This window comes from Micromonospora sp. NPDC047620 (assembly GCF_043205005.1).
Classification (GTDB): domain Bacteria; phylum Actinomycetota; class Actinomycetes; order Mycobacteriales; family Micromonosporaceae; genus Micromonospora.
In genome coordinates this window covers 57,051-78,533 of record NZ_JBIDDG010000026.1, presented here as the reverse complement: position 1 = coordinate 78,533, position 21,483 = coordinate 57,051, and the positions used below count along the sequence as shown (strand labels likewise).

The 21,483-nt window shown below is 71.8% G+C and carries 16 protein-coding genes; 8 read left to right on the top strand and 8 right to left on the bottom strand.

From position 1 onward, the window contains the following. The first annotated feature begins 4 nt into the window (after positions 1–4). The 5 genes from ACGF5C_RS26545 to ligA all read left to right on the top strand — a co-directional run bounded on the left by ACGF5C_RS26545 (position 5) and on the right by ligA (position 7,497). The gene (locus ACGF5C_RS26545; RefSeq protein WP_393305848.1) at positions 5–1,537 is read left to right on the top strand and encodes an FAD-dependent oxidoreductase; all 1,533 of its coding nucleotides are present in this window, start codon (positions 5–7) and stop codon (positions 1,535–1,537) included. Next, entirely contained in the window at positions 1,524–2,939 is a 1,416-nt protein-coding gene (locus ACGF5C_RS26540; RefSeq protein WP_393305846.1) for a condensation domain-containing protein, read from the top strand. Before ACGF5C_RS26545 ends, ACGF5C_RS26540 begins: the two co-directional genes overlap by 14 nt. Before the next feature lie 115 nt (positions 2,940–3,054). Then, a complete protein-coding gene (locus ACGF5C_RS26535) occupies positions 3,055–3,768 on the top strand; it encodes a class I SAM-dependent methyltransferase (protein WP_393305844.1) in 714 nt (237 codons plus the stop codon). 70 nt (positions 3,769–3,838) lie between these two features. Then, entirely contained in the window at positions 3,839–5,254 is a 1,416-nt protein-coding gene (locus tag ACGF5C_RS26530) for a nucleotide disphospho-sugar-binding domain-containing protein (protein WP_393305842.1), read from the top strand. 92 nt (positions 5,255–5,346) lie between these two features. Continuing rightward, positions 5,347–7,497: an NAD-dependent DNA ligase LigA gene (gene ligA, locus ACGF5C_RS26525; protein ID WP_393305840.1), complete on the top strand. Its 2,151-nt coding sequence runs from the start codon at positions 5,347–5,349 to the stop codon at positions 7,495–7,497. A gap of 75 nt (positions 7,498–7,572) precedes the next feature. Here ligA and ACGF5C_RS26520 read toward each other — a convergent pair whose 3' ends face one another. Genes ACGF5C_RS26520 through ACGF5C_RS26510 form a run of 3 tightly spaced genes read right to left on the bottom strand, consistent with a single transcriptional unit; the run spans position 7,573 to position 11,434 of the window. After that, positions 7,573–9,114 (bottom strand): 4-hydroxyphenylacetate 3-hydroxylase family protein, encoded by a 1,542-nt coding sequence (locus ACGF5C_RS26520; RefSeq protein WP_393305838.1) that lies wholly within the window; start codon positions 9,112–9,114, stop codon positions 7,573–7,575. Continuing rightward, positions 9,111–10,106 carry an NAD-dependent epimerase/dehydratase family protein gene (locus ACGF5C_RS26515; protein WP_393305836.1) on the bottom strand — a complete coding sequence of 332 codons (996 nt, stop codon included), beginning with the start codon at positions 10,104–10,106 and terminating at the stop codon, positions 9,111–9,113. Before ACGF5C_RS26515 ends, ACGF5C_RS26520 begins: the two co-directional genes overlap by 4 nt. Beyond that, positions 10,103–11,434 (bottom strand): nucleotide sugar dehydrogenase, encoded by a 1,332-nt coding sequence (locus ACGF5C_RS26510; protein ID WP_393305835.1) that lies wholly within the window; start codon positions 11,432–11,434, stop codon positions 10,103–10,105. Before ACGF5C_RS26510 ends, ACGF5C_RS26515 begins: the two co-directional genes overlap by 4 nt. Positions 11,435–12,117: 683 nt before the next feature. Here ACGF5C_RS26510 and ACGF5C_RS26505 point away from each other — a divergent pair. Continuing rightward, positions 12,118–13,320, top strand: coding sequence for a methyltransferase domain-containing protein (locus ACGF5C_RS26505; RefSeq protein ID WP_393305878.1), 1,203 nt, complete (start codon positions 12,118–12,120; stop codon positions 13,318–13,320). Between the two features lie 242 nt (positions 13,321–13,562). On the opposite strand, the gene ACGF5C_RS26500 is transcribed toward ACGF5C_RS26505, so the two are convergent. The 5 genes from ACGF5C_RS26500 to ACGF5C_RS26480 are packed head-to-tail and all read right to left on the bottom strand — an operon-like array spanning position 13,563 to position 19,045. After that, complete coding sequence (locus tag ACGF5C_RS26500) at positions 13,563–14,876, bottom strand: cation:proton antiporter (RefSeq protein WP_393305833.1); 1,314 nt, start codon at positions 14,874–14,876, stop codon at positions 13,563–13,565. Then, the gene (locus ACGF5C_RS26495; RefSeq protein WP_393305831.1) at positions 14,873–15,976 is read right to left on the bottom strand and encodes a carboxymuconolactone decarboxylase family protein; all 1,104 of its coding nucleotides are present in this window, start codon (positions 15,974–15,976) and stop codon (positions 14,873–14,875) included. The genes ACGF5C_RS26500 and ACGF5C_RS26495 overlap by 4 nt, the downstream gene beginning before the upstream one ends. A 32-nt stretch (positions 15,977–16,008) precedes the next feature. Then, entirely contained in the window at positions 16,009–17,646 is a 1,638-nt protein-coding gene (locus ACGF5C_RS26490) for a GMC family oxidoreductase N-terminal domain-containing protein (protein ID WP_393305829.1), read from the bottom strand. Then, positions 17,643–18,212, bottom strand: a complete 570-nt coding sequence (locus tag ACGF5C_RS26485) for a DUF5987 family protein (protein ID WP_393305828.1) — start codon at positions 18,210–18,212, stop codon at positions 17,643–17,645. The genes ACGF5C_RS26490 and ACGF5C_RS26485 overlap by 4 nt, the downstream gene beginning before the upstream one ends. Further along, positions 18,209–19,045 carry a TIGR03084 family metal-binding protein gene (locus ACGF5C_RS26480; protein ID WP_393305826.1) on the bottom strand — a complete coding sequence of 279 codons (837 nt, stop codon included), beginning with the start codon at positions 19,043–19,045 and terminating at the stop codon, positions 18,209–18,211. The genes ACGF5C_RS26485 and ACGF5C_RS26480 overlap by 4 nt, the downstream gene beginning before the upstream one ends. 323 nt (positions 19,046–19,368) lie before the next feature. Between ACGF5C_RS26480 and ACGF5C_RS26475 the strand changes: the two genes are divergently transcribed. After that, complete coding sequence (locus ACGF5C_RS26475; RefSeq protein WP_393305824.1) at positions 19,369–20,367, top strand: DUF1702 family protein; 999 nt, start codon at positions 19,369–19,371, stop codon at positions 20,365–20,367. A 107-nt stretch (positions 20,368–20,474) separates the two neighbouring features. After that, the gene (locus ACGF5C_RS26470; protein WP_393305822.1) at positions 20,475–21,461 is read left to right on the top strand and encodes a DUF1702 family protein; all 987 of its coding nucleotides are present in this window, start codon (positions 20,475–20,477) and stop codon (positions 21,459–21,461) included. Positions 21,462–21,483: the final 22 nt, after the last annotated feature.

Below are 21,483 nucleotides of genomic sequence, written 5' to 3'. Positions count from 1 at the left end.
TGACATGAACAACGACGGCTATGACTACGACCTGATCGTCGTCGGCGGCGGGCCGGCCGGCTCCACGGCTGCCACGCTGGTGGCGATGCAGGGGCACCGCGTCCTGCTGCTGGAGAAGGAGACATTTCCCCGGTACCAGATCGGGGAGTCGCTGCTGCCCTCCACGATCCACGGCATCTGCCGACTGACCGGCGTCACCGACGAACTCGCCCGCGCCGGGTTCCCGGTCAAGCGCGGCGGGACGTTCCGCTGGGGACGCAACCCCGAACCGTGGACGTTCGCCTTCGCGATCTCGCCCAAGTTCGCCAGCGAGGGCGCCACCGCCTACCAGGTCGAGCGCATGAAGTTCGACCAGATCCTGCTCGACAACGCCCGCCGCAAGGGGGTCACCGTCCGCGAGCGGTGCGCCGTGGTGGACGTCCTGGAGGAGGGGGACCGGGTATGCGGCGTTCGGTTCGACGACGAGGACGGCACCCGCCGGGAGGTCCGCAGCCGCTACGTCGTGGACGCCTCCGGCCACCGCAGCCGCATTCACCAGCGGATCGGCGGTGACCGGCACTACCCGGAATTCTTCCGCAACCTCGCGCTCTTCGGGTACTTCGAGGGCGGCAAGCGGCTTCCGGAGCCGAACAGCGGCAACATCCTCGCCGTCGCCTTCCCCAGCGGCTGGTTCTGGTACATCCCGCTGAGCGACACCCTCACCAGCGTCGGCGCCGTGCTGCGGCCGCAGGCCCTGGACCGGATCCGGGAGGGCGACCGGGAGGCGGTGCTGCGCCAGTTGATCGCCGAGTGCCCGATGATCGCCGACTACCTCGCCGACGCGACCCGGGTCGAGAGCGGCCCGTACGGCGAGGTCCGCGTCCGCAAGGACTACTCCTACATCCACGACACCTTCTCGCGGCCCGGGATGCTCCTGGTCGGCGACGCGGCTTGCTTCATCGACCCGGTCTTCTCCTCCGGGGTGCACCTGGCGACCTTCAGCGCGTTGCTCGCCGCCCGCTCCATCAACAGCTGCCTGGCCGGGGAGCTGGACGAGGAGAGCGTCTTCGAGGAGTTCGAGGCGCGCTACCGCCGCGAGTACAGCCTCTTCCACGACTTCCTGGTCGCCTTCTACGACATGCACCAGGACGAGGAATCGTATTTCTGGACGGCGAAGCAGATCACCGACGACAACGTCGCCGGCGCCGTCGAGGCATTCGTGCAGCTGGTCGGAGGCGCCGGGTCGCAGGAGCGGGCGTTGGTCGACGCCGAGTCGTACGTCCAGCGCCGGGAACCGGCGTTCCGGCAGCTCGCCGAGGTCGTCCAGGGGCCGGTCTCCGAGGCGGGCGAGGACCGCAACCTGCTCGGTGCGTCGATGCTCAGGGAGGTCCTCAAGGAAGGGGTTCGCGTGCAGACCCAGGCAGCCCTGGGCGGCAACGTCGACGATCTACACCCGCTCCGGCCGGGCGGCCTGATCCCGTCCGCCGACGGCATGCGGTGGCGCCGGCCGGCCGGCGACGAGGCGGCGGCCGGGGGCTCGGCCCATGCCGGCGGATGACCACCGTCCGGCAGCGTCCCTGTGGACACTGCCGGACGGCGTCGCGCCCGCCGCGCCGGAACACGTCCCGGAGCCGGCATCCGGACCGGACGAGCCGTTCGCGCTCTCCCGGCAGCAGGAGTTCCTCCGCATGGTCGACGGCGGCGACGACGCCGGCCCGTTCGGGCCGCGGTACACCATCGTCGGTGGCTGGCGGATCACCGGACCGCTCGACGTCGCGATACTCCGGGCAGCACTCGCGGACGTGGTCGAGCGACACGAGTCCCTCCGCACGTCGATCGTCCGCGAGCCGGGCAACGTCCACCAGCGCGTGCGGCCCGCCCAGGCACCCCACCTCGAGGTCGAGTTCCTTCCCGCCGAGCCGGCCGACCGCGACGAACAGGCGGAGCGCCTCCTCAACGACGTGGAGTCCCGCCCGGTGCCGATGGACCAGTGCCCCACGCTGCACGCCCGGCTCGGTCGCTTCGACGACCGTGACGCGGTCCTCGTGCTCGCCGCCCACCACACCGGTGTCGACGGCTGGTCGATCCAGGTGGTGCTGCGGGACCTCGCGCACTGCTACGCCGCGCGTCACGCCGGACGGCGACCGGACCTTCCCCCGGTACGCCAGTACCGCGAGTACGTGCACTGGCAGCGGCTCGCCGCTGCCTCGCCGGCGTTCGCCGCCGCGCGCCGGTACTGGGAGCAGCGGCTGCGCGGGGCGGCGGTGACGCCGGTCCGGATGGACCGACCCCGCGGGTCCCAGCGACCGGACGTCACGTCGTGGTACCGGTTCCTCTACGAGGACGATCTACGTCGCCGGGTGCAGGCGTACGCCACCGCCCGACGCTGCACGCCGTTCATGGTCATGGCCGCGACCTACGTGTGGCACCTCGCCGCCACCACCGGCCACACCGACGTGGTCATGCCGACCTTCACTCCCGGCCGGCGGCCAGCCTGGACGCTCGACATGGTCGGTTCTTTCTTCAACCTGCTGCCGCTGCGGGTGCGGACCGACGGCTGCGTCCGCTTCGACGATTTGCTCGACCGGGTCCGGACGGCATGCGTGGAGGCGTACCGGCACGAGATCCCCTTCGTGGACCTGCTGGGCGTGGCGCCGGAGCTGATGGGCGCCGCCGCCGGCGAGGAGCACGCGGCCTGCGTGTTCCAGCTGGTGCAGTCACCGTTCATGGCCGTCGGCGAGCGGGTCGGCGATCTCACCTACCAGGCGATGCGGCGCCGGTTGCGCTCGCAGCCGGTGGGCTCACAGATTCCGGACGGGGCGCTGTGGGCGGTGGAGTTCGACGTCGGGGGCGGCATCGTGGGCAGCGTCGGGTACTGCCGCAGCCAGTTCCGGGCGGAGACGGTGGCCGAGCTGGTGGCGGGCTACCAGGACACCCTCGCCCGTGCGCTGCCGACCTAGGCCGGCAGCGGGCAAACCGGAAGATGCCCGCACAGCCGGGCCGACACGACGATCAGCAACCGGTGCACGCGCCGTCCTGGCGTCGTCGTACCGGGACGAGAAACCGGAGGTGATGATGCCCGTCGAGGCAGCACAGTCCACGTTCTACGACCTTGTCCACGTCGACGGCAGCCGGGACCACGCGGCGGAGGCGCAGGCGCTGCTGCGCATCGTCCGGGCCCGTCACCCGCACGCCACGTCGGTGCTCGACGTGGCGTGCGGCGCGGGTGAGCACCTGCGACACCTGATTCCGCACTTCGCCGTCGCCGAGGGCGTCGCCGTCGATGCTCCGATGACGGCCGCAGCCCGCCAGGCGCTGCCGGGCACCACGATCCACGAGGCGGAGTTGCCTCACCTCGACGTGGGCCGCACGTTCGACGTCGTCACATGCCTGCACGACGCCATGGCGCAATTCTCGTTGTCGGGCTACCGGGCCGTCCTTCGGGCGCTGGCCCGACACCTGGCGCCCGGCGGCCTGATGATCCTCGCCCCGCTCTGGATGCCGGACCAGGCGACCCGCCGGACCGCCAGCGAGGCGCTGACGTGCGCCGAGGACGGCCGCACGGTCACGCACATTGCGCGGGGGGTGCCCCGCGACGGCGCCCATCGCCTCGAGCGGCACTTCCTCGTCGCCGACGGGGACAGCGTCCGGCACGTCGAGGACACGCGGGTCCTGCGGGCCTTCGGCCGCCGTGAGCACCTCAGCGCGCTCGCCGCGGCCGGCTGCGGCGGCGACTTCCCCTCCGTCGGCCTCGCCGGGCGGAGGCTCCTCATCGGTGTGCGGCGCTGAGCGGCGGGACCGTCCCCGCACCCCGGCATCGCACCCCACGTCCTGATCCGAACGCCCGCGAGGGAGAGACATGCGCGTCCTGTTCGCCATCGACCCGTCGATCGCCCATCTGTACCCCATGGTGCCCACCGCGTGGGCACTGCAGAACGCCGGCCACGAGGTGCGCCTCGCGTCCTTCGGTGGCTTCGCCGACCGCATCGCCGCCACCGGCCTGACCCCGGTGCCGCTCGGTGACGCGTCCTGGGCCGCCCGGATCTCCGACGATCCGCTGGAGCCGCACGGCCCGGAGGAGGCCCAGCGGTACGCGGACGCTCTTGGCCTCAACCCGGAGGAGCGCGAGTACTGGTACCTCTTCTACCAGTACCTCCTGACCCCGACCGGGGACTATCTGCGTCCCGACCGGCCCGAGCCGCACGCCCTCATCGAGTTCGCCCGGACGTGGCGTCCCGACCTGATCATCTGGGACCTGACCCAGGCCGCCGGCGCGGTCGCGGCCCGGGTGTGCGGCGCGGCCCACGCCCGGCTCGTGTTCGCGTACGATCCGTCGGGCTGGAGCCTCGACCGCCTTGCCGCCGGCCGGGACGCCCTCGTCGCCGCGGGCCTCGACGAGAACCCGCTCGCCACCCTGGTTCGCCCGCTCGCGGAGAGCTACGGCGTGGAGCTCGACGAGGAGTTGCTGGTCGGGCAGTGGACGATCGACACGGCGCCGCCCGGGCTCGGCCTGCCGACCCGCACCCGGAAGGTTCCGCTGCGGTACGTGCCCTACAACGGCGCGGAGCCGGTGCCGGACTGGCTGCGGGAGCCGCCGCGGCGACCCCGGATCTGTCTCACCCTCGGTGAGTCCTACCGGCGCTTCATCCGCGGCGACTGGAACCGGACCCCGATGCTGCTCGACGCCCTCGCCGACCTGGACGTCGAGGTCGTCGCCACGCTCAACGACGTCCAGCTCGACGGGTACACCCCGCCGGCGAACGTGCGGACGGTCGAGTACCTTCCGCTCAACCAGCTCCTGCCGACCTGCTCGGCCATCATCCACCACGGCGGTCTCGGCACCTTCCAGGCCGCTGTGGCCAGCAAGGTGCCGCAGCTCGTCTGCGACACCCTGGAGTCCATCATGCTGCGGGTGGAGGAGGACGCGCCGGAGGCGGAGCCGGACGACGTCGGGGTCTATCGCTCCGGCGTGGAATACGGCGTCCGGGAGGCGGACGCGCGGGAGCAGCCTACGGTCCGCTGGGTGATGCCGGCGAAGAAGCTCGAAGCCACCCCGGTGGCGAACTATGTCGTCTCCCGGGGCGCCGGCGTGCGGCTGGACCACCAGACCCAGTCGGTGACCGAGCTGCGGGAGGCGATCCTGGCCGTGCTCACCGAGCCGTCCTACCGGCAGGGCGCCGAGGCGATCTATGATGTCTGGCGCGCCATGTCGAGCCCCAACGATGTGGTGCCGGTCCTCGAGAGCCTCGCGTTGGATGCTCGAAACCGCCGATAACAGCTGACCGGGCAGTCGTCTCAGCCCGCCCGGACCGCAGCCCGCCCTCGCGGGCGGGCTGACGGCCGAGTGGAGGTGGCATCCGACCCGCCATGACCGACACGCAGACCGATCCGCCGCCCGGGGCCCTGACACCGGTCGTGGACGCCGAGTTCGCCGTACCCTTCCCGGACCGGACCGCGTACGCCGACGCCGTCGCCACGGTCCGCGCCGCAGCCGCGACGTACCACAACGGCAGTGACCTATTGATGGACGACGCGGCCTATGACGCGTTGTTGGCGCGGGTCGAGGCGACCGAGACGGCGCGGCCGGACTGGGCGGTGGCGGACTCGCCGTCCGGGGCGGTGGCTGCCGGCGTGGCGGCGCACGGCGACGTCGAGCACAGCGAACCGATGCTCGGCCTGGACAACGTCTTCGGGGAGGAGCAGCTGCGCCGGTGGGCCAACCGCCTGGAGAAGCTGCTCGGTCACGCGGTGGCCGCTTTCGTGGTCGAGCCGAAGATCGACGGCCTCGCGATCGCGGCCTGGTACGTCGACGGCCGGCTGGTCCGGGTCGCGACCCGCGGCGACGGGCGGGCGGGGGAGGACGTGACCGGCCAGGCCCGACGCGCGGTCGGGCTGCCGGGACAGCTCGCCCGACCGGTCACGATCGAGGTCCGCGGCGAGGTTTTCATGACCGACGCGGACTTCGCGGTCGCCAACGAGATGCGTACCGGGTACGGTGAGCCACCCTTCGCCCACCCCCGCAGCGCCGCAGCCGGCACCCTGCGGGCCGAGGGACGGGCCTACGACGCGCCGTTGTCCTTCATCGCGTACGGGGTGCGCGGTGCGGTGACCGGGCCGACCGGGGAGACGTCGCATTCGACCGAGATGACGGCGTTGGCCGACCTGGGCGTGCGGACCACCGCCGCCACCTCGTCCGTCGGATTGACGGTCTGCCTCACGCTCGACGAGGTGCTTGCCGCCGTGGAGGCGCTGGGCGCCGCCCGCGGTGTGATCGGGTTCGGTGTCGACGGCGCGGTCGTCAAAATCGACGGGTCGCGGGACCGGGAACTGGCCGGCTCGTCCAGCCGTGCCCCGCGCTGGGGTGTGGCGTACAAGTTCCCCGCGGACACCCGGACCACCAGGCTGCTGGGCATCGAGGTGCAGATTGGTCGTACCGGCGTGGTCACCCCCGTGGCGGTGCTCGAGCCCGTGCAGATCAGCGGCGTCACGGTCACGTCGGCGACTCTGCACAATTTCGACGATCTGACCCGACGCGACGTGCGGGTGGGCGACGTTGTCTTCGTCCGCCGGGCCGGCGACGTCATTCCCGAGATCACCGGCGCCAAGCTCGACGAACGTGACCCGACCTCGGCGCCGTACGAGCCGCCGGGAGACTGCCCACGCTGCGGCGGCGAGCTCGACCGGACGCAGAAGCGGTGGCGATGCCTGCGTGGCCGGGCCTGCGGCGCACACGAGGCGCTGGCCTACTTCGCCACGCGGGACGCGATGGACATCGAGGGGCTCGGCGACAAGATCGTACAGATGCTGGTCGGCGTCGGCATGGTCACCGATCCGGCCGACCTCTACGATCTCGAACCGGCCGCCCTGCTCACCCTCGACCGGATGGGGAGCGTCTCGGCAGCGAAGCTCGTCGCGAGCATCCAGGCGTCGAGGCAACGCCCCCTGTCTCGGGTGCTGATCGGTCTCGGTGTGCGCATGACCGGCCGGGCCCTCTCCCGCCGCATAGCCCGGCACTTCGGCTCGATGCGGGCCCTTCTCGACGCGAGCATCGAGGACCTGCAGCGGGTGGAGGGCATCGGCCCGGACCGGGCCGCCACGATCGCCGCCGACCTCGTCGAGCTCACCCCCGTGATCGACAAGCTCGTCGCGCGTGACGTCAACATGGTCGAGCCAGGAGCGGCGTCCCCGGACGAGGCGGGTCCCGCCGCCCCCGGGCCGGGCGCGGCGCTGCTACGCCGGCCCGACGGAGCCCCGATGCGCGTCGTCGTGACCGGTGCCGTGCCGGGGCTCAACCGCAACGAGGGCAACGAGGCGGTCGAGCGGCTGGGCGGGAGCGCCTCGTCGTCGGTCTCCGCCCGGACCGACCTGGTCGTGGTCGGGGAGGGCGCCGGCTCCAAGGCGGACAAGGCGGCGGCGCTGGGCGTACGGGTCATGCCGGCGGCCCGGTTCGCGGCCCTGATTGCGGCTCACGACGCCGGGGACGCCGATACGGCCGCCGAGATCATGGCGGGAAGCTGACCCGGGACGAGCGGCGCGTGCCGCGCCCGTGGACGGGCGCGGCACGCGCGGTGTGGCGGTCGGGGGCGGTGCGGGTCAGGGCTGGCGGTCGTGCATCGGCCACGGCCCGTCGTACGTCGTGAGGTCCGGGACCCGCCAGCCGTCGAGGTCGTACTCGTCGAGGCACGCGTCGGCGAGCGCCTTGTACCGGTCCAGATCCCCGCCGGCCATGGCGCCGGCCAGCAACTCGATCCGGGTGTTCTCGTGGTTGCCGGCGTAGTTTCGCTCGTACAGCTCGTGCCGGCCGCCGAACTCGGAGCCGACGGCGTCCCACAGCAGCTTCATCACCTTGACCCGGTCGACCGCCTCGACGCCCTGCGAACCGCGCAGGTACCGGTCGAGGTACGGTCGCAGCTCCGGGTTACGGAAGTCCTCCGTGCCGGAGTTGACGTAGATCAGGCCGCTGGCCACGTCCTGCAGGATGATCTCCCGGACCCGGGGGTAGCCCACCTGCATGAACCACCGGTATGCCATGCCGTACCGGGGATTCGGCAGGACGGCGCCATCGTGCCAGGGTACCGGCTCGCGTGCGGCCGCCTCGGCCAGCCCGCGGAACAGGTTGCGCCACGCCAGCACCTCGCCCAGCCGGCTCTGCACGCCCCTGAAGTCCGCGGTGCCGGTCGTCTCGAGCGCCTTGGCCAGCAGACCGGCCAGGAACTCCAGCTTCACCGAGAGCCGGACACATCCGTGGAAGGTGAACCGCTCGGTGAAGCCCGACCGCCCCGCGAACGTCTGCACCTTGGCCAGGTCACCGTAGATGAAGACGTTCTCCCACGGGATCAGAACCTGATCGAGGACGAGGATCGTGTCGTTCTCGTCCAGCCGGGACGACAACGGGTAGTCGAACGGGCTTCCCGTCACGTTCGCGGTGGCCGTGTAGGACGGGCGGCAGATCAGCTTGACCCCCGGCGCGTTGGTGGGCACGGCCGCCACCAGCGCGAATTCCCGCTTGGCCACGGGAAGGCCGTAGTGGGCTACAAAGATGTGGTCGGTCAGGGCCGAACCGGTGGCGACCACCTTGGCACCGCTGACCACCACACCCGCGTCGGTCTCCCGCTCGACGTGCACGAACACGTCCGCCACCTCGTCCGGCCGACGCGATCGGTCCACCGGTGGGTGGACGATGGCGTGGCTCCAGTAGAGCACCTTCTCCTGCGACTGCCGGTACCACCGCCGCGCGTTGTCGCCGAAGGGCTCGTAGAAGGCGGCGTTGGCGCCCAGGGTGCCGAGGAACGACGCCTTGTAGTCCGGGCTGCGCCCCAGCCAGCCGTAACTCATCCGGGCCCAAGCGGCGATGGCACCCGCGTCGGCGACCAGGTCCTCCGCGCTGCGTGGGGTCGTGAAGAACCGGTGCGTGTAGCCGTCGCTCCCCGGAGCGTCGCAGGCCGTGGTAAGCACCGGGCGGTGCTCCTCGGCGTGCAGTGCGTCGTACAGCCGCGCCGTCATCCGGACCGGGTTGCGGAAGCCGGGGTGGACCGTCACGTCGCGGATCCGTTCACCGTGGAGGTAGACCGCCCGACCGTCGCGCAACGACTCGACGTACTCGTCCCCGGTGAGCGGACGCGTCCCAGGGCTCACCGACCGGCACCGCTGTCGGACAGGGCCAGCCACCACGGGTTGGCGCGCGCCCACTCCACGGTGCGCGTCAGGCCCTCTCGCAGCCGCGTCTCCGCGCTCCAGCCGAGCAACGTCCGCGCCCGGGTGGCGTCGGGGATGCGCCGCGGCAGGTCCTGGTACCCGGCGCCGAGTTGCTCCGCCGTGTCGGCTGCGACGGCGCTCTCCGCGGCTCCGCTCACGGCGCCCACGAGAGCGACGGCCTCGGCGATAGTGGTCTCCCGCATGCTGCCGATGTTGAACGCCTCGCCGATGCCCCGGTCGCAGGCTCCGACGAGGATGGTGCCCTCAACGGCGTCGGCGACGTACGTGAAGCTGCGGGTCTGCCGTCCCTGGTCGTAGACGATCGGCGGCCGGCCGTTCAGTGCCCGGTGGACGCTGCGGCTGATCACGTAGGCGGGCCGCTGGCGGGGACCGTAGACGTTGAAGTAGCGGACCACGGACGCGGCGAGGCCGTGCTGCTGCACGAAGCCGAAGGTGAGGTGCTCGGCGAGCCCCTTGCTGGAGGAGTAGCACCACCGCTGGGCGGTGGTCGGGCCAAGGACGCGGTCGGCGTCCTCGCTCCAGGGCACGGCAGGATTCTTGCCGAAGACCTCGCTGGTGCTGGCGACGACGACCCGCGCCCCGACCTCCGTGGCCCGCTCCAGCACCCGCATCGTCCCGACAAAGTTGGTGTCGATCACCTCCAGCGGGTCGCTCAGGTAGGTGTCCACGCCGACCGCCGCGGCGAGGTGGTAGACCAGGTCCACCCCGGGGGCGATTGCCTCTGCCAGCCGGTCCGGGTCGCGGATGTCCCCTCGGACGTGCCGGGTGTGCCGGCGCAGCAGGTCGAGGTGCGGTGGCGGGTCGCCGCCGTCCAGGACGGTCACGTCCGCCCCGGCGGTGACGAGCCGCTCCGCGAGGTGACTGCCGATGAAGCCGTGTCCCCCCGTGACGACGACCCGGGGCGCGCTCATCGGCCCACCCCGCGGTAGGTGTAGCCCAGTCGTTCCAACATGGCGATCTCCTCCTTGGGCAGGTAGGCGCGACCGTCGAGGACGAGGCAGCCTTCGGCGACGGGCAGCTCGGCGAAGTCGAGGGACCTGAACTCCCGGTGCATGGCCAGCAGGGCGACGCAGTGCGCGTCGCGCACCGCCTCCTCGACCGTCGCCGTGACGGGTAGCCCGAAGGTCTCGCGTGCGTGGACCGGGTCGACCAACGGATCGTGGATTCGCACCCGCACGCCCGCGGCCGACAGGGCGTCGACCACGCCGCGGGTCGGCGTCGCGCGCAGGTCCCCGGTGTCGTTCTTGAAGGCCAGCCCCAGGACCGCCACCGTCGCCGCCGACGGGGCCACCCCGCAGGCTGCGAGGTCGTCCAGGATCAGCCGGGCGGCGTAGCCGGGCATCTGCTGGTTGACCTCGCGACCCACCCGCGCGGTGGCGATGTCCAGCCCGTGCCGGCGGGCGGACCGCCACACCATCCAGGGATCCTTCGTCAGGCAGGAACCGCCGACGCCGACGCTCGGTCGCAGGATGTTCACGTGTCCGTTTCCCTTCGGGATGGAGTTGGCGGCGCTGATGACGTCCAGCACGTCCACCCCGAACAGGTCGCAGAACATGGCCAGCTCGTTGGCGAGGGCGATGTTGAGGTCGATCCACCAGTTGTCGGCGAGCTTGACGACCTCGGCCGCCTCCAGGGAGTCCTGCGTGAGGACCTTGGTCCCGAGCGCATGTTCCAGAAAGTCCGCTGCGGCCCAGGTGCTGTCCGCGTCGAGGCCACCGACGACGACCGGCAGGGCCTGCAGATCGGTCATCGCGGTCCCCTCGGCCAGGCGTTCGGGCGCGAAGGCCAGGGCGAAGTCCGCCCCGGCCCGCAGGCCGCTCGCCTCCAGCAGGGGACGGACGAGGTCCCGGGTCGTTCCCGGGGGGACGGTGCTCTTGAGAATCACCAGTTGTCCCGCGCGCAGGTGCTGGGCCAATGCCGTGCAGGCGGCGCGTAGGTGGTCGTCGGCCAGCGACCCGTCGGACCGTACCGGCGTGGCGACCGTGAGGAGGACGACGTCGGCCTCCGTCGACGCGCGGTGGTCGGTCGTCGACCGGAGACGGCCGCTGCCGACCCCGGCCTGGATGCGGTCGGCGAGCCCCGGCTCCCGCAGCGGCGTGCTGCCGCTGTTCAGCCTGTCCACGAGGCCGGCGTCGGTGTCGATTCCGATGACGTGGAGACCGCGGTCGGCGAGCGTCGCGGCGACGCACGACCCTACGTAGCCCATGCCGACGACGGCAACGGTGGTTTGCGTACCCACGTCAGGTCCTCTCGGCCCGGGGCGCGGAAGCCCCTGCCGTCGGGCGGTCCGGCGGACCCGGCACGCCGCCCGGTGATGTGGCCCTGGCCATGCGCGTCTCCTCATCCTCGGTACACAAGACCAACTCCCGGTCCGACGCTGTTGCCGCAGCGTCGGACCGGGAGAAACGCCGGGGGAATCGGCAGCCATTGGCCGCAGTCTCTGCAGACGGTGAACTGGGGATACGCTGCGTCCCGCCCGATGCCAACCGATCCTCGCCGCCGCGCCGAGCTGCCGGCATCTTCCCCGTTGCGGTGCCGACCGGTCGGCCACCCCACGGGCGGCCCCGGACCGGGTCCGTCGCCGCCGGCCCCGCCGCGCGGCCTCGGACCGGGCGTGCCGCCGCACACGCCCAGGTCGAGCACCCTGAGAAATGCCGGGAGGTCCGCGGTGCCGCGACGATGGCGGTGCGACGGCGGAAGGGCCGCCTCCCGCACCATCGTCGGCACCTGCTCAGGGCCGCTGCCGACGCCGCGACGCCACCGCCTCTCGGACCGGCGTCGACGTATGCCGTTGCCGTATCTGGTCATCCGCCGGATCGGCGTCGCGGCGGCTGGCGCGGGCGACCGACGGTGTGCGACACCGTGAAGGAGCATGACGACGTGAATGGCCGCGAGCTGGTGTCAGCCGCCCCGGCATGCCGACTGTGTGCGGGGCCCGTGCGGGAGTGGGTGGATCTCGGAAGGCAGCCGGTCTCCAACGCCTTCCTCAAGCCCGAGGAAGTCGACTCTGAGACCTTCTTCCGGCTGGCGGTGGGCATCTGCGTCGACTGCACGATGGTGCAGCAGCTGGAGCCGATGCCGACGGACAACATGTTCCGGCCGGACTACCCCTACCGGTCATCCACCTCCGCCGGGCTGCGCAGCCACTTCGAGGAGGTGGCCCGCTTGCTGCGGGACACCGAGCTCACCGACGCCGACGACCTGGTCGTTGAGATCGGCAGCAACGACGGCATCATGCTCCATACGCTGAGCGCCGCCGGCGTACGGCATCTCGGGGTCGACCCGTCCGCCGGCGCCGCCGCGGCCGCCGCCGCCAGAGGGGTCAGGGTCAGGGTCGACTTCTTCGACGAGCGCTCCGCCCTTGAGATCCTCGCCACCGATGGTCCCGCGAAGGTCATCTTCTCGGCGAACACGGTCAGTCACGTCGCCGACATCGACACGGTCTTCCGCGGGGTCGACCGGTTGCTCACGGCCGACGGGATCTTCGTTTTCGAGGACCGGTACGTCAGCGACATCGTCGAGTACGCGTACTTCGACCAGATCTACGACGAGCACTTCTACCTGTTCGCCGTACGGTCGGTGGACGCGATGGTGGCCCGGCTCGGCTTCGAACTGGTCGACGTAAAGCGCATCCCGATCCACGGCGGGTCGGTGCGCTACACCGTCGCCCGCCCCGGCTCCCGCGAGCGCCGGCCGAGTGTGGCGCGGATGGTCGACGAGGAGGCCCGCTACCGCATCGGAGAGCACGAGACGTACCTCCACTTCGGCCGACAGATCGAGCGCATCCGCACGGATCTGGTCGCACTCCTGACCGACCTGCGTGACGCGGGCCGGCGGGTGGTCGGCTACGGCGCCACGTCCAAGAGCGCGACCGTCACCAACTACTGCGGAATCGGACCCGACCTGGTGCCGTTCATCTGTGACACCACACCGGAGAAGCAGGGCCGTCTGTCACCGGGCGCACACATCCCGGTACGTCCCTACGCGGCGTTCTCGGACCCCTATCCCGACTACGCTCTGCTGCTCGCCTGGAACCACGCGGAGGAGATCATGGCCAAGGAACGCCAGTTCGTCGAGCAGGGCGGCCGGTGGATCCTCTACGTCCCCCACGTGCGCATCGTCTGAGCCAGGTCTGGCATCCCCGACCGGTCCGACCGTCCCGCATCGGCGCCGACTCGCGCCGACACCGGGATCGGCCGGCCGCGTCGGAGGAGGAGTCAGCGTCGCAATGCGGCGGCCCGGATCCCGGGCCGCCGCACCCGTGCGTACGCCGTCGTCCCAGGCGTGGGCGTGGTCGGCCTCGTGGGTCGCGGCGGGCAGACGGTCACGGCCGTGGACCATGGGTCCGCAGCCGTGACCGGACGTGCCTAACGCGACGCCGGCGTGGGATCCCTGCCCTCGATCCGCCGCAACCGGCGCCGTTCCTCCGGCTCGACCCGCACCCGGCGGAGCGTCATCCGCAGCATCGGCGGCGCCATCACCGAGGTGACGATCGCGACGAGGATGACGATGGTGTACATGTCCACGTCGAACACGCCCAGCCGCAGACCCACCATCGCCACGATCACCTCCACCACGCCGCGGGCGTTCATGCCCGCGCCGACGGCCAGTCCCTCCCAGCTCGTCAGCCCACTCAGCCGGGCACCCAGATAGGCGCCCGCGAACTTGCCGGCAACGGCCACGGCGACCACCGCCGTCGCCGTCAGCGCGAGGCCGGGGTCACGCAATGCCGTCAGGTCCATGCGCAGACCGGCGCTGGCGAGGAAGATCGGCGCGAGCACGGTGAGCACGACCGTCCGCAGCGGTGCGAGCTTCGCCGGATCCGGGACGCGGATGAGCAGGCCCGCGACGAACGCCCCGAGCGCGGCCTCCATGCCCAGCCCGTGGGTCAGCACTGCACCGGCCAGCACGACGACTACGGTGGCAGCGACCGTGGGTCCCGCCTCGTCCGACCGTGCCACGCGCCGCATCACCGCCCGCACCAGGACCCGGCCGACGGTCGACACGAAGAGGACGAAGCCGACCAGTGCCGAGACCGACAGGGCCACCGTGCCGGCGCTCACGCCGACCGTGGCGGCCGCGACCAGAAGTGAGAGCAGGAACCAACACACCGCGTCGTCAACGGTGCCCGCCATGAGGATTAGCTGACCCACGGTGCGGTGCAGAAGGCCCATGTCGGTCAGGGTCTTGGCGATGACTGGCAGCGCGGTCACCCCCATCGCCACGGCGAGGAAGAGCGCGAACAGCACTTGGTCCGCCGTCCCGTCACCCGCCGGTGCGGCCAGCACCAGCCCGAGGCCGGCTCCGCCGAGCAGCGGCAGCAGCAGTCCGCACAGGCTCACCACGACCGCGGTGCGTCGCTGGCTGCGCAGCAGGCCCAGGTCGAGGTGGGTGCCGGTGATGCCGACGAGGAGCAGCACGCCGAACTGGCCGACCGCGTCGATCAGGTGCATGTCGCCGGGGTCGGTGGGCAACAGGAGCCGGGCCACCTGGGGGAACAGATGCCCGAGCAGGGAGGGGCCGAGCAGCACCCCGGTGAGCAGTTCGCCGACGATGGCGGGCATGCCGACCCGGGTGGCCAGGCGTCCGAGGACCCGGGCCGTCAGGAGCAGGATGGTGACGGCGACCAGGAAGACGAGCAGGGCGTCCGGCGCCAGCGGCGGGATGACCTCCAACGTCATCCCCGTCGCTTCCGGGGCGCCGCCGGGGCCGGGGTGCCCTGCCATGCAGCCTGCAGTTGCCGGCCGGCCGCCCGCGCCGCCGTCAGGCTGGCCCAGGAGACCAGCTCCAGCAGGCGGCGGTCGTCGCAGGTGCCCAGCCGATAGCCCGCCACCATGGCGTCGGTGACCCGGTAGGAGAAGAAGGCGGCGGTCAGGGCCAGGCGCGCGGCGGCCCGGTCCGACTCCGGCAGGTTCTCGAGCAACGCCTCCAGGCCGGCCCGGTCCGTGACCGCGCCGAGGCCCGCCGGGCCGGCCAAGAGGTCCAGCAGGAGCCCTCGAACGGATGCGGGTACGACACGTTCCGCGGCGTCGTCGACGGCGGCACTGGCCCGAGCGAAGGCGGCGGCCAGGATGCCGTTCGGGCGGGCCCAACCGAGATCCGGCGGCAGCGGCGCCAGCGGAAGCAGATCGAGGTCTGCGCCCGGAGCGACGCCCCGACGGGCGAGCCGGGCCATCGTCGCGGCGGCGAGCCAGCGCGCGACCCGGGCCGCGCGCGGAGTCATCGCCATGGGCAGCGGGGAGGGGGCCAGGAAGACGTTCACCATGCGATTGAGGTAGTGGAACAGCACCGCGACGCCGATGAGTTCCGGGATCTCGGCGGAATCGACCCGCGGCGGGAGCACCCCGGCCACGGTTCCGTCATGACGGAACCATTCGACGACCGTACGCAGCCGCGGCTCGGTGACCTCGGTGAGCCGATCGTCGATCACGGCACGGGCGTCCGGCCCGCGCAGCAGCCCGCGCAGGGCGCTGCCGTGGACGTCCACGCAGTATGGGCAGCGGTTGGCCAGGGACACCGCCGCGGCCACGGCCTCCTTCGTGTCGCGCCGGACCAGTCCGTCGACCAGCAGCGCCTCCCGCAGCATCACCCAACACGCGGCGAGCACGGGGGGAGAGGCGGCGTGCAAGGTCACCGGCGGCGCGAGCAGGCCGAACTCTCGTTCGAGCCGCCGGTAGACGTACCGGACCCCGGCGGGCGCACCCCTCACCGGCACGGGCCCCAGGTGCTCGATGTGGCTCTGGGTGATCCCACGGGTCAGCCGGGCGAGCAGGGCGCCCATGGGCGCCCCGCTGCCCCGAGTCGGGCCGCCGTTCACCTCGACCGCCGCAGGCTCAGGTCTCCCGCCCGGGTACCGTCCGGCGACGGCGCGCCGTACGTCACGGCGATGCCCCGCTGCTGCGCGGCACGCACCAGACCCGGCACCGCGCGTTCGGCCAGGGCCGCGATCGTCAGTGCCGGGTTGACGGTCAGCGCCGCCGGCACCGCCGACCCGTCGGTGACGAAGATGCCGGGATGGTCGCGGAGCTCGTGCCGGTCGTCGAGGGCCGACGTCGCCGGGTCGTCACCGATGCGGCAGGAGGACAACGGGTGCACCGTGTACGCGCCGACCTGGTCGTTGGTCCACGGCCGCACCTGAGCCAGACCGTCGCGCTCCAGGATGTCCCGGACGTCGGCGTCGGATTCGGCCCAACCCCGGAGCGTGTTCTCCGTCGGGTCGTAGCGCAGCGAACCACGGCCGAGCATCTGCTGCGCGATCCGCTCCGCGTTGCCGCGCGCCGGGGGCGCCCCGAAGACGCCCTCGTTGTCGTCCTCCGTCATGGCGAACACCGTCAGCCAGGAGCGCCACTGGCGCAGCATCTCCTTCTTCTCCCGGCCGAACCAGGTCGGCCCGGCGGCGCCCGGCGCCTGGGCGAGGATGGTGCCCAGACCCGGTGGGAAGTACAGCTGCTCCAGCGAGTAGCGGCTGTACTCGGGCAGCGACCCGTCGAGCTTGTCCCAGGTGGCCACGCACGGGCCCTTTCCGATCTGGTGCGCTTCGTACGCTGTGCCGTCACCCCGGTCCAGACCGAGCAGCTCGCGGGCCCGGGCGTCGTTGACGACGGCGGTGTTCAGGCGTTCCCCGTTGCCGGAGAAGTAGCGGCCGACCGCCGGTGGCATCGTGCCGAGCTCCGACTCGGAGCGCTGGAGGATGACCGGGGTGGCGCCGGCTCCGGCCGCAAGCACCACGATCTTCGCCTCGATCACCCCGCCGCCGCGGCTGACGCGGTAGTCCTCGTCGTCGATGACGTCGTAGTGGACCCGGTAGCCGCCCTCCGGGGTCCGGGACAGCCGCTGCACTTCGTGCAGCGGGCGGATCTGCGCGCCGTGCGCGAGCGCGGCGGGCAGGTAGTTCAGCAGCAGGGAGCGCTTGGCGTCGAAGCGGCAGCCGGCCATCATCCAGTTGCAGTTGGTGCACCTGGGCTTGTCGATAGCCGACGGGACCGGGTTCGCGGTACGGCCGGCGTGGGCGCAGGCGGCGGCGAACAGGCCACCGGCGAACGGAACGTCGTTCCATGACTGCTCGGTGACGGGCAGCGCGTCACTGACGATGTCGTACCACGGGTCCAGGGTGTCGCGGTTGATCGATGCCGGCCACATCCGCCGTCCGAGGCCGCCGGTGCGCTCGAAGACGAAGCGGGGCGCCCGCGGCATCGTGGCGAAGTAGACGACGCTGCCGCCGCCGACGCAGTTGCCCGCGAGCACGCTCATGCCGTCGCCGACCGTGAAGTCGAAAATTCGGGTGTAGGACGAGCCGAGGAGGAAGTCGTGGTCGAACTCGGTGCTGTCGAGCCACGGACCCCGCTCCAGCACGACGACCCGGGCGCCGCCGGCCGCGAGGTGGTACGCCGGGATCGCGCCGCCGAAGCCGCTGCCCACGACGATGACGTCGGTCTGCTCGATGCTGGTCATGCGGGGCTTCCCGTCGCCGTGGTCTGCGGATGGATGTCGGCGAGCTGCCGCTGGTAGGAGAAGTGCGGGAACCGCCAGAGGCCGTCCTCGTCCGGTTTGCTGAAGCCGAGGATGGACATGCCGGGGTGGCCCTGGTCGAGGGCCTCGGCGGTGGACAGGTGCGGGGCGCTGTCGAACGCCATCGTGCAGAAGAGGGCGGCGCCGAACCACACCTCGCGCTCCGGGTGGGACGGATCGGTGAGGTCCTGCACGAGGGCGGTGCGGTCGTCGAATTCGAGGGCGACGAACGCGGGAACCGCCGGGTCCAGGGTGAGTCGCCGGGTTCGGGCGTAGGTCTGCGCGTGCATGTTGAGCAGCCCGGCCATGCCGTCCAGAGCATCGGCCAGCCCGAGGGCGGGGTGAGCGAGCAGGTCGAGGGCGCCGGCTTCCACGGCGCCGGCGTCGTCCACGACGCCCGCGATGGCCCGATCGCCGGGGAAGCGCTTCGTCCCGGGGATGATCGTGTCGGCGAACGCTTCGAGCGTCGCCGTCCGTACCGGGTCGGGCGGCGGCGGCCCGGCCGTCACGGTTGCCCGTCCGCGGTGTGCGACCGGCCGCCGGTGGTGGCCGCGGGTGGGCCGAACTGACCCGGCTGGCGTCCCGGACCGGCCGGGCCGCGGTAGGCCTGCGCGATGTCCAGCCAGCGGTCGGCGTCGGCGCCGACGGCGGTCAGCGCGAGATCGTCCCGGTGCCGCCGACGGGTGGCGAGAAGGCAGAGGTCAACGGCGGGGCCGGTGATCAGCTCGGCGTCCTCCGGTCCGTACACCCACAGCGCATCCGAAGGGGCGGTCAGCTCGTACCGGAAACCCCGCTGCGGTGGGGTCAGGTTGCGGCTGAGGTAGCCGAATTCCCAGGTCTGCACGGCGAAGCCGACGACGTGCCGGATCCGGTCGGTGGGGTTGCGCCGGATCCGCAGGGCGTCGGCGATGTCCTGGCCGTGGCCGAACAGTTCCATCATCCCGGCGGCGGCGAGGACCGGTGCCGGCAACGGGCGGACGAGCCAGGGCACGGTCTGCCCCTCCGGTACGGCGGCGAGCGCTTCGACCGTGTCGGTCCACTCCTCGCGCCACCGGCCGCGCAGCGCCGCTGCGCCGGTGTCGAGGTACCGGGACAGCGCGGCGGTCACGTTGGCGTCGAAGTCGTCGCCGAGCTGCGCCATCAGCGCCTGGAACGACGGGGCGTCGGATGCCGCGACGGCGGCCATCCGGAAGACCGCGCACAGGTGGGCGACCTGGTGCCGCACCTGCCAGCCGGGCGCCGGTGTCGAGCGGGTCCAGTCCTCAGGACCCAGGTCGGTCAGGATTTGATCGAGATCCGCGCAGTCGTCCGCCAGATCAGCGAATACGTTCGCCTTGTCCATTCCGAATTCCTCTACGAGCTTGAGGTGGCCCCTTTTCCGCCGGCCATGGCGTCATTCGGACGACACGGGGACGGGCGCGAGTGGGGAAGGTCGCGAATTTCAGCGTGCCGAGGAGTGCGGGCCGAGTCCTCTTCCGCTGTGCGCTCCTGCCGGTGGGCACGCTTCCCGGATTCACGAGCGCTGACGCCATCGGCGCATCGCCTGGTCGTACCCGGGTCGACTACGCACAGCGGGAGAAGAATCGCGCGCCCCGTTGGCTGACGATGGAACGGCCGTCCAGCGGTGACGGTTGTTTTGCACACCACGGCAGGAGAGTGGGAACGATGCCCACCATCGTCGGTTCGTTACGTCGGTACGCGCTGGCTCCGTCATTGCGGGAGGTCAGCTTTGCTGCGCGCCGGTTCCCGGGCGCCCCGTCGGAGGCGACGCGCCAACTCGAGACGATTCCCCAGACCGTGGTGTGCGGTTTCGAGTGGGGCATGGAGTCCCGCGACCTGTGGGAGGTGGAGCGCCGCCTCGCGCTGGTCGACCCGTACCTGCGCGGATTCGCCTATGAGGGCGCCACCATGGCGTTCACCATCCGGGATGCGATGGCGATGCACCGCACCCGCCGGGCGCGGGATCTGCTCGCCGGGCCGGGCCGTCCCCACACCTTCCTCAACTACATCGGCATCGGCTTCGCCATGGCCAGGTTGCCCCGGCCGCTCTGGCGCAGGGTGGTGCCGGACCTGGCCGGAGCGCCGTACTACCCGACGATGAGCTGGCTCGCGGTCGACGGATACGGCTTCGACCGCGCCTACTTCGACACCGACCGATGGGTTGGGAGGCTCGAGCGGCCCGTCCCGTACCCATGGGAGGGCACACCCGACTACTTCCTGCGCGCCGCGGACCAGGGGATCGGCCGCGCGCTCTGGTTCATTCACGGCGGCCAGGTCGACGACGTCACCGCTGCGGTGGGCAGGTTCGCCGCCGGCCGCCGGGCCGACCTGTGGAGCGGCGTCGGGCTGGCGGCCACCTTCGCCGGAGGCTGCGACCGCGCCGCGCTGGGAACGTTGCGCCGGCACGCGGGAGCGTACCGGGCGCATCTGGCACAGGGAGCAGTCTTCGCCGCCCGCGCCCGAACGTTCTCTGCCGCGGTGCCGCCGCACACCGAGGACACCGTCGCCGCGCTGACCGGGCTCTCCGTCGCAGCCGCGTCGGCGCTTGCCGACGACGTCGCCGGCGACGGATTCCCGTCCGGAGGTGAGCCGGCGTACGAGGTGTGGCGTCAGCGGGTGCGAGCCCACTTCGACGCGGAGCCGTCGGACACGACGGCGCACTGATCATGACGCGGCGGGGCTCTGCCGCCGCAGAAAGACGTTGCCGCAAGCGAGCCGCGTGAACGGGTATCCGGCCCGCTCGGTCGACGCTGACCACGTAAGGGGTACCAGTGGGTTTCATCGGTTCGCTGCGTCGCATCGTCCTCACGCCGGAGGTGCACAACACGTACGTGAGCGTCCGGGGCTTCCATGTGAAGTCACCGCAGGCGCAGGCACTCCTGGAGACGATCGGCCGGACGTTCCTCGAAGGCTACGGCGACGCGGCCGAGGCAGGGCGGGTGTCCGAGATCGAGCCGGCCCTCGAGCGGATTCCCGCGCGGTTCCGAGGATTCGGCTACGAGGGCGCGGCGATGGCACTGGCCATCCGCGACGCCCTACCGTTCGGCGGCGGGAAACTGGAGGAGTTCCTCGCCGGCCCCGGCGACCGGCACGTCTACATGGCGTACGTCGGAATCGGGTGGGCGATGGCACGACTGCCCAGATTCCGGTGGCACAGGCTGCACGCCCCGGACCCGCTGCTGCGCTGGCTCGCCCTCGATGGGTACGGATTCCATCAGGCGTACTTCCATACCCGGCGGTACGTCATGGAGCACTTCCAGGCAGAGCGGTTCCCGTGGCCGGTCGACGACGACACGGGCTACGCCAACCGCGCCATCGACCAGGGGATCGGCCGAGCGCTGTGGTTCGTCGGCGGAGCCGATGTGCTGCAGGTAACCCGACTCGTCGACGGGTTCGCCGAGTCCCGTCGGGCCGACCTGTACAGCGGTGTCGGCCTGGCCGCCACCTACGCCGGCGGCGCGGACGAGACAGAGCTGCGCGAACTCTGGCGCCGCGCCGGAACATACCGCGCCCACTTGATCCAGGGCTCCGCGTTCGCAGCGGCGGCCCGGGTGCGCGCCGGGCTCGTGGGCCCGCATGTGGAGACGGCCACCCGCCTGTTCTGCGGGCTCGCGCCGGTCGAGGCGGCGGCGGTCACCGACCGCGCACGGCCCGGTCATTCCTTGCCCGGTGAACCACCGGCGTACGAGATCTGGCGGAGCCGCATCCGGAAGACGCTCGCCATCGGCCGGTATGACCGCGCGTCGGACACCCGCTAGGACTGCGGTCGCGATCGCGACC

What these genes read in the sequence shown, in the direction of transcription:
- ACGF5C_RS26500 (WP_393305833.1), bottom strand. Translation starts at nt 14,876, where the DNA reads ATGACGTTGGAGGTCATCCCGCCGCTGGCGCCGGACGCCCTGCTCGTC.
- ACGF5C_RS26515 (WP_393305836.1), bottom strand. Translation starts at nt 10,106, where the DNA reads ATGAGCGCGCCCCGGGTCGTCGTCACGGGGGGACACGGCTTCATCGGC.
- ACGF5C_RS26480 (WP_393305826.1), bottom strand. Translation starts at nt 19,045, where the DNA reads ATGGACAAGGCGAACGTATTCGCTGATCTGGCGGACGACTGCGCGGAT.
- ACGF5C_RS26530 (WP_393305842.1), top strand. Translation starts at nt 3,839, where the DNA reads ATGCGCGTCCTGTTCGCCATCGACCCGTCGATCGCCCATCTGTACCCC.
- ACGF5C_RS26535 (WP_393305844.1), top strand. Translation starts at nt 3,055, where the DNA reads ATGCCCGTCGAGGCAGCACAGTCCACGTTCTACGACCTTGTCCACGTC.
- ACGF5C_RS26490 (WP_393305829.1), bottom strand. Translation starts at nt 17,646, where the DNA reads ATGACCAGCATCGAGCAGACCGACGTCATCGTCGTGGGCAGCGGCTTC.
- ligA (WP_393305840.1), top strand. Translation starts at nt 5,347, where the DNA reads ATGACCGACACGCAGACCGATCCGCCGCCCGGGGCCCTGACACCGGTC.
- ACGF5C_RS26475 (WP_393305824.1), top strand. Translation starts at nt 19,369, where the DNA reads ATGCCCACCATCGTCGGTTCGTTACGTCGGTACGCGCTGGCTCCGTCA.
- ACGF5C_RS26540 (WP_393305846.1), top strand. Translation starts at nt 1,524, where the DNA reads ATGCCGGCGGATGACCACCGTCCGGCAGCGTCCCTGTGGACACTGCCG.
- ACGF5C_RS26545 (WP_393305848.1), top strand. Translation starts at nt 5, where the DNA reads ATGAACAACGACGGCTATGACTACGACCTGATCGTCGTCGGCGGCGGG.
- ACGF5C_RS26495 (WP_393305831.1), bottom strand. Translation starts at nt 15,976, where the DNA reads ATGGGCGCCCTGCTCGCCCGGCTGACCCGTGGGATCACCCAGAGCCAC.